Raw genomic sequence first — 12271 nt, 5'->3', positions numbered from 1 at the left:
AGGAAATGCCGAAGTTTCTTGTCACGCGATGGCATGGCATGCATCAGGTCTGGTCTATCGCATTAATGGTTCTTATGACCGTCGTGCTCACTTGGTTTTGGTGGGTGCTTGGGCTTATCGCGCTTCTTCTCACTATAGCCGCAGCTGTTTATACGGTTCTTGCGGAGCGGGCTTTCCGCAAGGATTTGAAGTCTTATCTCGGGACGTTATCCTACCGGGTGAAAAAGGTCGGCAATGACGTCATCGGCGAGCTTCCGTTTGGCGTTATTTTGTATAACGAAGACCGTACGGTAGAATGGCATAATCCATACATTGCGCAAATTGCGGGCGAGGAATCGGTGATCGGGATGCCGCTCACGGAGTTGTTCCCGGCTCTGCAGCAGGTTAAGGACAAAGAAGGAACCGTTGAAGCGACGGTTGACGGGCATGTCTACCAGCTGCTCTTCAAGCAAAAGGAGCGGATTTTGTACGTACAGGACATTACGCTCCTCTGGCAGCTCAGCAAGCGCTACGATGAAGAGAAGCTCGCAATGGGCGTCGTTATGATCGACAGCCTGGAGGAAGTAACGCAAGGGATGGACGACCATCAGCGCAGCTCGCTCCAGTCGAAGGTGACGACCGAAATTACCGAATGGGCGCAGCGGTATCAGCTGTACTTGAAGCGGGTAACCTCGGACAGGTTTCTTCTGATTACCGATCAGAAGACGCTGAGACAGCTGGAGCAGTCGCGGTTTGTCATTCTGGATGAAGTGCGGGAGATGACCGCCGATCAGAAAATCCCGATTACGCTCAGTATCGGCTTCGCAGCCGGAGCGGAAAGCATTGTCGAGCTTGGCCAATGGGCGCAGTCCAGTCTGGACATTGCGCTTGGACGCGGCGGCGACCAGGCGTCGGTGAAGGTTGGCGGGCGCCAGTCGTTCTACGGCGGCAAGACCAATGCGGTGGAGAAGCGTACGCGGGTCCGCGCCCGCGTCGTTGCGCACGCGCTTCGCGATTTGATCAAGGAGAGCGGCAACGTCGTCATCATGGGTCATAAAATGCCGGATATGGATGCGATAGGCGCGGCTATCGGTATTTTGAAAGCGGCTCTGATGTTTGGCAAGGAAGCCTATATCGTGCTTGAGGGCATCAACCCGGCCATTCAGAAGATGATGGAAATGCTGCGCGAGGACGAGAAGTTCACGAAGCGGTTCATTACGCCGGAGCAGGCGTTAGGCATAACGGACAGCCGAACGCTGGCCGTTGTGGTTGATACGCATAAAGCGTCGATGGTGAAAGAGCCGCGGATCCTGGCGCAGACGAATAAAATCGTAGTGGTTGACCACCACCGCCGTGGCGAGGAATTTATCTCGAACGCGATTCTGGTCTATATGGAGCCTTACGCCTCCTCAACCTGCGAGCTAGTCACCGAGCTGCTGCAATATATTCACGACCGGGTACTGCTGGATGTACGCGAGGCAACCGCGCTTCTGGCAGGCATTACGGTCGATACGAAGAACTTCTCTCTCCGGACGGGTGCCCGCACGTTTGACGCAGCATCGTTCCTGCGTCGCAACGGTGCGGACTCGACGATGATTCAGCGGATGCTGAAGGAGGATCTTGAGGAGTATGTACGCAAGGCCGAGATTATCAAGCATGCCGAGGTGTACTACGATCATGTGGCGATTGCGGTAACGGAGCCGGGCCGAAAGGTGGCTCAGCTGCTCATTGCGCAATCGGCGGATACGCTGCTTAACATGACGGATATCTATGCCTCGTTTGTTATTGGGGAAAGGCCGGATGGACTTATCGGCATAAGCGCCCGCTCGCTCGGGCATATGAATGTACAAGTCGTGATGGAACGGATGGGCGGCGGCGGCCACCTTACGAACGCGGCGGCTCAACTAGAGGGCACCGTGCAGGAAGTGGCTGCCAAGCTCAAGACCGTACTCGCACAAATTGAAGCGGAAGAGGGGTTATTCGAATGAAAGTAATTTTCTTGAAAGACGTTAAAGGTCAAGGTAAAAAAGGCGATGTGAAGGAGCTGTCGGAAGGCTACGTACGCAACTTCCTGCTGCCGCAAGGACTGGCGAAGCTGGCGTCCGACGGCAACCTGAAGACGCTGGAAGTGCAGAATGCTTCGGAAGAGAAACGCAAAGCGAAGGAAAAAGCGGATGCGGTTGAGCTCGGCAAGAAGCTGGAAGAGCTGAAGGTTGTTATCAAGGCCAAAGCGGGCGAAGGCGGCCGGTTGTTCGGTGCCATCACAAGCAAGCAAATTGCCGAGGCACTGGCTGCTCAGGCGGGCGTTAAAATTGACAAACGCAAAATCGAGCTGGAAGACGCGATCCGCACCCTTGGCGTGACGCAAGTACAGGTGAAGCTGCATGTGGAAGTTAAATCGAAGCTTAACGTTCATGTTACCGAAGAATAAGAGCCCTTATTAAGCGTAATAGAAGCAAGACGACAATGGCGATGTGAGAGCATCGCCATTGTTGTCCAATCGGACAGGCCGATGCTGGAACTTTCCATAGCTTTCGGCGGCCTGCAACTGCTACACTGTTCGTTGTAGCATGAACGGAATCGGAAGCCATTCAGCATTCATTGGAAGGGAGCCTAAAGCATGAGCATGAGTAGTACGGAGCTGATGTTTGATCGGGTGCCGCCGCAAAACCTGGAGGCGGAGCAAGCCGTAATCGGCGCGATCCTGCTTCAGTCGGAGGCGCTGATCACCGCGATGGAGCGGCTGCGCAGCGAAGACTTTTATAGCGTTCCCCATCAACATATATACGAAGCGATGGTTGAGCTTGGGGAGAGCGGACAGCCGGTCGATCTGATCACGCTGACCGCTTATCTGCAGGACAGGCAGCTGATCGAAGAGATTGGCGGCGTCTCGTATTTGGCCAAGCTGGCAAGCGCCGTGCCAACGGCGGCAAACGTCGATTACTACGCGCAGATCGTGGAAGAGAAGTCGATGCTTCGCCGGTTAATTCGGACAGCCACCAATATCGTGTCGGACGGTTACGCAAGCACGGATGAAGTCGGTATTCTTCTAAGCGATGCGGAGCGTAAGATTCTGGAGATCTCGAACCGCCGTTCAAGCAGCGGCTTTATTTCCATTCGCGACGTTCTGATGGAAGTATTCGAGAAGGTCGAGACGCTCTACAATCAGAAGGGTGCAGGAACAACGGGCATTCCTTCCGGATTCGTCGACTTGGACAAAATGACGGCCGGCTTCCAGCGCAGTGACTTGATCATTATTGCGGCCCGTCCTTCCGTAGGCAAAACGGCGTTCGCCCTGAACATAGCCCAGAACGTAGGCGTCCGCGCCCGCGAGACCGTCGCCATCTTCTCGCTCGAGATGTCCGCGGCGCAGCTCGTTCAGCGTATGGTCTGCGCCGAGTCGAACGTAGATGCGACCCGGATGCGTACCGGTCAGCTCGAGGGCGACGATTGGGAGAAGCTGACGATGGCGATTGGCGCCTTGTCGGAAGCCAATGTATTTATAGATGATACGCCAGGCATTACGGTAGCCGATATTCGCGCGAAATGCCGCCGCCTGAAAAAGGAAAAAGGTCTTGGCATGATTCTTATTGATTACTTGCAGCTCATTCAAGGCCGCGGCAAAGCGGGCGAGAACCGCCAGCAGGAAGTATCCGAGATTTCGCGTACTCTGAAACAGATCGCCCGTGAGCTGGAAGTGCCGGTCATTGCCCTGTCGCAGCTCAGCCGTGGCGTCGAGCAGCGTCAGGACAAGCGTCCGATGATGTCCGACCTTCGGGAATCGGGTTCAATCGAGCAGGATGCCGACATCGTAGGCTTCCTGTACCGCGACGATTACTACGACAAGGAATCCGAGAAGAAGAACATCATCGAGATCATTCTTGCCAAACAGCGTAACGGCCCCGTCGGTACGGTCGAGTTGGTCTTCCTCAAGCAATTCAATAAATTCGTAAGCTTAGACAGGACCCACGAGGACCCGTCGCAGGCATCATAAGGTTATGTATAATATCCGAACAATTGTATGGGCGACTGTGCAATTGTTCGTTTTTTGTTTGACTTCTCCATACGAGGCTGATACACTGTTATTGCTGTCTTTACGCGATTAGGAGCATTTCTGAGTAAGAAGCGCCGATCCGGTTAATGCTAAGACGGTAATTTTCGGTGTGCAAAATCACCGGACGGGGGTATGTTTATGTCTACGGTTGTTGTTGTCGGTACGCAGTGGGGAGACGAAGGGAAAGGCAAAATTACCGATTACTTGGCGGACGGAGCCGACGTCGTCGCTCGCTATCAAGGTGGTAACAATGCCGGACACACTATTCTCATTGACAACAAAAAGTACAAATTGACGATGATTCCATCGGGTATTTTTAATCAAAATAAAACTTGCGTCATTGGCAACGGGATGGTTATTAACCCGCAAGCGCTGATCGACGAAATTAACTATATTCATGACAACGGGTTCTCTAGCGACAATCTGAAAATCAGTGACCGCGCCCATGTCATCATGCCTTACCATCTCGTGCTTGATGGTCTGGAAGAGGATCGTAAAGGCGATAACAAAATCGGTACAACTCGCAAAGGCATCGGCCCTTGCTACATGGACAAAGCTGCCCGTAACGGCATCCGCATCGCGGATCTTCTGGATGCAGAAGAGTTCACGGAGAAAACGCGCCGCCTTGTGGTAGAGAAGAACCAAGTGATTCAGCAGGTATACGGCGGCGAGCCGCTTGATGCCGAAGCGATTATTGCCGAATACTTAGGCTACGCGGAGACGCTTCGTCCGTACGTTACGGATACTTCGGTTGTTCTGAACGACGCGATCGACGCGAACAAGAAGGTCCTGTTCGAAGGCGCTCAAGGCGTAATGCTTGATATTGACCAAGGTACTTATCCATTCGTTACTTCCTCGAACCCATCGGCTGGCGGCGTATGTATCGGTTCCGGCGTAGGTCCGTCGAAAATCCAGCAGGTTATCGGTGTAGCAAAAGCATACACAACCCGCGTAGGCGACGGCCCGTTCCCGACAGAGCAAATTAACGAGATCGGCGACCTGATCCGTGACAAAGGCCATGAATATGGCACAGTAACCGGCCGTCCACGCCGTGTAGGCTGGTTCGACAGCGTTGTTGTCCGCCATGCTCGCCGCGTCAGCGGCATTACGGGCCTGTCCCTTAACTCGCTTGACGTACTGAGCGGCCTTGAGACCGTTAAGATCTGTACAGCTTACAAATACCGCGGCGAAGTGATCGAGCATTACCCTGCAAGCCTCAAGATGCTGGCGGAATGCGAAGCGGTATATGAAGAAATGCCGGGCTGGAGCGAAGATATTACGGGAGCGAAGAAGCTGGAAGATCTTCCGGTGAACACGCTGAACTACCTGAACCGCGTATCCGAGCTGACTGGTATTCCAATTGCAATCTTCTCGGTAGGACGCAACCGCGAGCAGACAAATCCAGTTCGCGCAATCTACGAATAGAATCTAAACTTACAGAGGATAGTCCGCGGCAGAGATGCCGGGGCTATCCTTTTTTGTCGTTTTCATAGTTTGCTCTCCCTATTCTTTGACCATAATGGTAGATAGCAGAAGGAAAGGGATGAGCGTAAATGTGGTTAAAAGCAGCCGTATGGATCGCAAAAATCGTAGCGGCGGGTCTCATTGTCAGCTTTCTCTCGATATGGACAACCGGTTATATCGTTAGTAGTTATGTAGAGACGCTGCTGAAGCAGTATAATATGCCGCTGGAGGTACAGCCGATGGCGATGTCCGGAGTATGGGGCAAGCTGTGGGGCGCCGAGGAGCCGGTCCAGACGGAGGATAACGAGAAGACGGGCACGGAAGGGGCAGACGGGGATAAGGTTGCCGTAGATGCGTTTGCCGACCAGCCATCCACAGCGCCGCTTACGGATATCGGCATTGGCGGAGGCTCGAAGGCGGAGAGCGGTACAGCCGGTCAATCGGAGGAAGCGGGTACAAGCACGGGTCAGACGGAGGGCAGCAGCCAGACGGACGATGATGAAGCACCGTCGATCGACGGAACGGAAACGGCGATTACAACCGAGGACATGAACAATATGAAGAGCCAGATGAGCGAAGCCGATAAGGATCAATTATTCGGTTTGCTCATGAGCAAGCTGCCGCAGGAAGCGATGCAGACGATCTCCGGCTACATGGAAAACGGGCTTACGGATGAGGAGCTTACGCAGATCCAGCAGCTGATGGCACAGTATCTGGACCGAGACCAGTATGAACAAATGATGGCAATTCTGAAAAAATATTAATTTCGACTCTTGACAAGAATGGTTGCCGCGTTTATTAACCATATGTTAAAGTATTAGGCGAGTGATCCGACAGGACATTCGTCTTTTTTTATGTCGGATTCCGTATTTTATTGCAGGAAAAGTGCGAAAAGGAGACCATCATGACCGTTTTCAGCCCCAAGGATCGTTTCCGGAAGACTTGGAATCTTGTAAACCAGTACTTTCGGCCTAGTGATCTGCAAGACTCGAAAGGCAAGAAGCAGCCTCCTTCGGCAGGAGAGAGACCACATACTCCAATGTGGAAGAGAAAACCTGTCATGCTTACAGCAGGAGTGCTGGTAGTCCTAGCAGCAGCCGGTATCGGTGGTACCGGATACGTACAAGCGAACACAGTCGATTATTACAACGTATATAAAGACGGCAATATCGTGGGCTCCATCAGCGATCCCGCAGAGGTTGAACAGTTAATTCAGCAGCAGACCGAAGAAGTAAAGAAAGCGAATCCGGAGCTCAGCATGGTGCTCGACACCGGGGAGATTACGTACAGCGGGGAAAGCGGCTTTAAAGCGGACCCTGAGACCGAAGAAACGTTAAGCAAGCTGAAAGGTCTGCTGACCTCGCATGCGGAAGGCGTGGAACTGGTTATCGACGGCAAGGTAGCCGGTGTGGTGAAGGATCAGGAAACCGCGGATGCCATTCTGAACCGCGTGCAGAGCAAATACGCTCCGCAGCTTGCGGCAGCGAAGAAGCAGAACGAAGTGAAGACTTTGTCTTACTCCAAGACGGAAGCTGAGAAGAAAAAGACAGAATCGTCCAGCGGTAAAAAGCTGACGGGCGTTAAATTCGTTGAAGAGGTTAAGACGGACGAAGTAGAAGTGGATCCAAACAAGATTATGGACGCTAATGAGCTGTACCTGAAGCTTGTGAAGGGCAGCGTCAAACCAACGAAGTATACGGTACAAAAAGGCGATTGCATCGGATGCATTGCCGATAAGTTCAATATTTCCGAACAAGTGATTTACGATAACAACGGCTGGATTGAGCAGGATATGATCAAGGAAGGCGATGTCCTGGATCTGACCGTGCTGCAGCCGGAGTTGACGGTAAAGACGGAAGAACGCCAATCCGAAACGATTACTTACGATGCTCCCGTCGAGATCCGCAAGAGCGACTCCATGAAGCTTGGCGAGTCGAAGGTGCTGACGGAAGGCAAGAGCGGCAAGAAGACTCTTACATACCGGGTTGTGAAGCAGAACGGTAAGGTTATGACGGAAGAGCTCGTAGATAGCCAGGTTGTCGTGAAGCCGGTAGCCGAGGTTATCATCCGGGGAACCAAGGTTATTCTTGGCGAAGGTACAGGCCATTTTGCATCTCCTGTATCCGGCTGGTCGCTGTCGAGCAAGTATGGTCAGCGCTGGGGACGGATGCATAAAGGCATCGACATGACGGGCGGCAAGACCATCATGGCACCGGATAACGGTGTTGTTGAGTTTGTTGGCCAGAAGACCGGCTATGGCAATTGCATTATCATTAATCATAAGAATGGTTACAAAACGTTGTACGGACATCTGAAGTCCATCGGCGTGAAGAAAGGCCAGATTGTCGAAAAAGGCGACAGTATCGGCATTATGGGCAGTACCGGCGAATCGACCGGCGTGCATCTGCATTTCGAAATTACGAAAAACGGCGTACTGCAAAATCCGTTAAAGTACTTATAATCTATTTTCTTTCACAAGAAGGCTGTCCTCATGAGGGCAGTCTTCTTTTTACCTTTTTTTACCCTGAAGCTGTCGGAACGAAACACGTCTCTGAGTACGAATTATGAGTTTTATTGGAAAAGGGCTGAACGAACTTTAATTGGGAACTTGACGACGCACTATGTTAAAATAAAAGAGTAAAAATAGGACGAGCGACAGGCGGGTGTAACGATGCACGGGAAAATTTTAGTGGTCGACGACGAACAGCCCATTGCAGATATATTGAAATTCAACTTGGAGAAAGAAGGGCATCAGGTCATTTGCGCGTTTGACGGCGGCGAGGCGGTACGCCTCGCGTTCGAAGAGCAGCCGGACCTGATTCTACTTGATTTGATGCTGCCGGTGAAGGATGGCATGGACGTCTGCCGCGAGGTGCGCACGCGTCTGCATATGCCAATCATCATGCTGACAGCAAAGGATACGGAAATAGATAAGGTGCTGGGCCTTGAGCTTGGCGCCGATGATTACGTAACGAAGCCGTTCAGCACGCGGGAGCTGCTGGCCCGTGTCAAAGCCCATTTGCGCAGGCAGCAGAAAACCTCGGAAGCCGCGGCTTCTTCGACCGACAACGCAAACGCCGGCGATAACGGTCAAGGTGCAGCGGACGAGAAGCAGGGTCTTAAACTGTTTAACCTGTTTATTGATACCGATATGTATGTCGTCTATAAGGACGGCGAGCCGCTTGACCTGACCCACCGCGAATATGAGCTAGTCTATTACATGGCGCGCAACAGCGGCAAAGTAATGACGCGCGAGCATTTGCTGCAGGCGGTCTGGGGCTTTGAGTATTTCGGCGATGTGCGTACCGTGGATGTCACGATCCGCCGTCTTCGCGAGAAGATTGAAGATGATCCAAGCCGTCCGGAATATATTATGACCCGCCGCGGCCTTGGTTACATGATGCGCAATCCGAAGTCCGGAGGGCTCGGCTACGCATGAGCGGGCGGAGGTTTTTTCGCACCATTCAAGTTAAGCTGGTCATTATTTATCTCCTGCTCATCCTTGTCGCGATGCAGCTCATTGGCGTGTACTTTATCAGTACGGTCAAGGCGTCATTGACCGACAACTTCACGACGAATCTGAAGGAGCAGGCCGATATTCTCTCGAAGCTGGCGGCAAAGGAACTGTCCGAAAAGCCGAATAGCGATAGCGAGACCGATACGAGCAGCACGGAGGATTTAAGCCTTGTGGTCCGCAATCTGTTCAGCATAAGCGGAACGGAGGTGCAAGTGCTCGACGGCAGCGGGCGGGTTGTTGCGACCTCCCTGCAGGTGCCGGAATCGTACATTGGGAAGAAAAATACTTCTCTGGCGGTAAGCCGCGCGTTAACGGGCATCTCCGATAACGAAGAAGAGATTATCGACGAAAACGGCATTCGCAAAAAAATTATCGCCCTTCCCGTTACGTACAACGATAACGACAAGGTTGTTGGCGCGGTCTATATGCTGGCGTCCATGGACAGCCTGTACGATACGGTGAACCGGGTGAACCAGATCTTTTTCTCCGGCACGCTTATCGCGCTTGGTCTTACCGGAATTCTGGGCATCCTGCTCGCCCATACGATTACGAGCCCGATTCAGGGACTGACGCGTCAGGCCGCAGCCGTGGCGGACGGAAAGTTTGATCTGCAGGTGCCGGTGCTTGGGGACGATGAAATCGGGCGGCTAAGCTTGGCCTTTAACGATATGACCATTCGGCTGAAGGAGGCGCTCTCGGTCAACGAAGAGGAGAACGAGAAGCTCGCCTCCATTCTGTCGAATATGAGTGACGGCGTAATCGCGGCCGACGAGAACGGCAAAGTGATCGTCTGGAACCGCCGCTCGCAGGAGATGCTTGACGTGCGCACCTGCGAAGGCTGCAGTCTGCCACAGCTGCTTGGCATGCCGGAGCAGAAATACCAAGAGCTGCAGAACGGCCGGGAGCAGACGGTCATATTGCCGCGCGGCGAAGAAGAAGCCGAGATGGATGACGAAGAGGGGGTTCTCCGCGTCACCTTTACGCCGATTCACCGCCGGGACAAAGGGATTACCGGTACGATTGCCGTCCTGCAGGATGTGACGGAGCAGGAAAAGCTCGAGCAGTCGCGGCGCCAATTCGTCGCGAACGTCTCGCATGAGCTGCGCACGCCGCTCACCACGATCAAGAGCTACGCGGAGGCGCTGAATGACGGGGCGCTGGATGAGCGCGAGCTGTCCGAGCGGTTCGTTGGCGTTATCCGCAACGAGACGGAGCGGATGATCCGATTAGTTACGGACCTTCTGCATTTGTCGCGCCTTGATTCCAATCAGGCGCCGCTGCGGCGGCGGAAGACCAACATTCACGAGATGCTGGACGAAGTGACGGATCGTTTTTCCTTCCAGCTTCGCCAGAAGTCGATCCTGGCAACGATTATCGTAGACCGCGATCTCAAATCGGCATGGCTTGACCGCGACCAGATTGACCAGGTTCTCGATAATTTAATATCGAACGCCATCAAATATACGCTTGAGGGCGGAGCAATTGAGCTCAGTGCCCAAAAGCAGGACGCCGCTACGATTGCGATTAGCGTAAAGGATACGGGTATCGGTATTCCGAAGAAGGATTTATCGCGTATTTTCGACCGTTTTTACCGGGTGGACAAGGCCCGCTCGCGTAACATGGGCGGCACCGGGCTTGGTTTATCCATTGCCCGGGAAATCGTTAAAGCGCATGGCGGCACGATCTCACTGAAGTCCGAGCTGAACGACGGCACGACGGTTACGTTTACGCTGCCGGCGCTGCAAGAGGAAGGTGAGACGGCATGATGGAGAAAGCGAAGACGCTCCTGCTCGTTATGCTTGTCGCCCTCAGCTTGATTCAATCGTACTTCCTTGCATACAGCATGCCGGGTCTTGGCGCAACGGTGAAGACGGGACAGGATTACATCAATGCCGATCCGCTTGGCAAAAAATCAAACGCGGAAAACGTCATTTTCCCGGAGGAGATTGTCCTCCACTTCGGCGGTAATGAGCATACCGTGCTGTACCCGGGATCTACGTTCTACAATATGATTCTGAAAGACCGGATTCAGGGCCGCGAGTTCAAGGGCTTCCAGCGCAATCCGGCCAACGTGCTTAATTGGGATGAAGTAAGGAAGAACGATATCGGCGTTGAGCTGCGCTTCCAGAACGGCATTCCGGTAGAGCTCTTGAAGAAGCTGCTTAAGGTGCAGGGAGATTTGCTGTTCCTAGGTGAGACGATCGACCGGATCTGGATATTCAAGGCGACCGATTCCGAGGAAGTCCGGACCTTCTTCTTCAGCGCCGACGGGCAAAAGGTATACGAGTCTACCCAGGCTGACCTTACCGTCCGCGACGTGCAGGACTATGTCGGCTTCGGCGAGTATCAGCCGAAGTACCAGATGACGTCGGATGGCATCTATTTGCCGAAGCAGCCGATTCAATCGGTAGAGATGGTCTTCACTTATGAGGCCTACTCTTCCGAGCTCATGCAGCAGAATCTGTTCTTCGATACGGCCACGACGAAGGCACTCTACGACCGAAGCGGTTCGCAGATTTTCACGGACGGCAAGAGGGGACTGCAGATCGAGCAGAAGGGTAAATGGATGATTTATACCAACCCCGCCGCCTCGCAGAGCGAGGAAAATCCGCTTAGCGAGAATGTTTTTGCTTCAATTGAATTTATTAACGATCATGGCGGATGGGACGGAGTTCACCGTTTCGTTAACCCGGGAATAAATCTAGAGGGCAAGACGGGTAAATACGTAGAGTTCCAGCAGTATGTCGATAACTACCCGGTGATCGAGACCAAAGACTTCGAGTACGGCAGCATGCGGCTTACGCTGCAGCAGGGAGTCGTAACGGAGTACAGCCGTTCTCTCATTACGCTTGCCAGCCGGTCGAAGACGAGGGAAGCCAGATGGCTGCCGGGCGGCGCCCAGCTGCGCAGCGCGCTGGACCATTATGACCGCCGTTCGGAGGTTGTCCGGCTGTTCCCGGCTCTTAAAGCCGAACCGCTTGAAAACAATGAATTAAAGTTTATTCCGATATGGGCGGTTCAGCTCGAAGACGGTGCGCAGGAGGCACTCACCGAGGCGTATCCGGCAGGTTTTGTTCCTCAGGAAATAAAGGACAGCCCGAGCTCCACCCATGATTCGGATGAAGGAACCGGCAAGGATAAAGGCGGAAAGGAAGCTTCGGGACATGAGACCGCAGAGAGGGACGGCAACAGCCTGTTCGGAGTCTCCGATCCGCTGCAAAATTCAATCGAGCCGGGTAAAGAAAGCAAGCAATAAG

The 12271-nt window shown here is 53.3% G+C and carries 9 protein-coding genes; all 9 read left to right on the top strand.

All coding sequences use genetic code 11. The features are described 5' to 3' along the window. The first annotated feature begins 5 nt into the window (after positions 1 to 5). Positions 6 to 1967 (top strand): DHH family phosphoesterase, encoded by a 1962-nt coding sequence (locus ACR9FF_RS30410; protein WP_127496874.1) that lies wholly within the window; start codon positions 6 to 8, stop codon positions 1965 to 1967. After that, positions 1964 to 2410 carry a 50S ribosomal protein L9 gene (rplI, locus tag ACR9FF_RS30405; protein ID WP_435168086.1) on the top strand — a complete coding sequence of 149 codons (447 nt, stop codon included), beginning with the start codon at positions 1964 to 1966 and terminating at the stop codon, positions 2408 to 2410. The genes ACR9FF_RS30410 and rplI overlap by 4 nt, the downstream gene beginning before the upstream one ends. Before the next feature lie 189 nt (positions 2411 to 2599). Beyond that, entirely contained in the window at positions 2600 to 3973 is a 1374-nt protein-coding gene (dnaB, locus tag ACR9FF_RS30400) for a replicative DNA helicase (protein ID WP_116394517.1), read from the top strand. 198 nt (positions 3974 to 4171) lie between these two features. Continuing rightward, positions 4172 to 5458 carry an adenylosuccinate synthase gene (locus ACR9FF_RS30395; RefSeq protein ID WP_251653254.1) on the top strand — a complete coding sequence of 429 codons (1287 nt, stop codon included), beginning with the start codon at positions 4172 to 4174 and terminating at the stop codon, positions 5456 to 5458. A gap of 128 nt (positions 5459 to 5586) precedes the next feature. Beyond that, positions 5587 to 6261 carry a hypothetical protein gene (locus tag ACR9FF_RS30390; RefSeq protein WP_435168082.1) on the top strand — a complete coding sequence of 225 codons (675 nt, stop codon included), beginning with the start codon at positions 5587 to 5589 and terminating at the stop codon, positions 6259 to 6261. 296 nt (positions 6262 to 6557) lie between these two features. Further along, positions 6558 to 7958 (top strand): M23 family metallopeptidase, encoded by a 1401-nt coding sequence (locus ACR9FF_RS30385; RefSeq protein WP_236013258.1) that lies wholly within the window; start codon positions 6558 to 6560, stop codon positions 7956 to 7958. 210 nt (positions 7959 to 8168) lie between these two features. Further along, positions 8169 to 8936, top strand: a complete 768-nt coding sequence (yycF, locus tag ACR9FF_RS30380; RefSeq protein ID WP_116394521.1) for a response regulator YycF — start codon at positions 8169 to 8171, stop codon at positions 8934 to 8936. Then, the gene (walK, locus tag ACR9FF_RS30375; RefSeq protein WP_435168078.1) at positions 8933 to 10780 is read left to right on the top strand and encodes a cell wall metabolism sensor histidine kinase WalK; all 1848 of its coding nucleotides are present in this window, start codon (positions 8933 to 8935) and stop codon (positions 10778 to 10780) included. Before yycF ends, walK begins: the two co-directional genes overlap by 4 nt. Then, the gene (locus ACR9FF_RS30370) at positions 10777 to 12270 is read left to right on the top strand and encodes a YycH family regulatory protein (protein WP_435168075.1); all 1494 of its coding nucleotides are present in this window, start codon (positions 10777 to 10779) and stop codon (positions 12268 to 12270) included. The genes walK and ACR9FF_RS30370 overlap by 4 nt, the downstream gene beginning before the upstream one ends. The last annotated feature ends 1 nt before the right edge of the window (position 12271 follow it).

The sequence above is a fragment of the Paenibacillus glycanilyticus genome, from assembly GCF_051200795.1.
Taxonomy (GTDB): Bacteria; Bacillota; Bacilli; order Paenibacillales; family Paenibacillaceae; genus Pristimantibacillus; species Pristimantibacillus glycanilyticus.
Note: the sequence above shows the minus strand (reverse complement) of the source record. Positions and strands in the feature narration are given on the sequence as shown.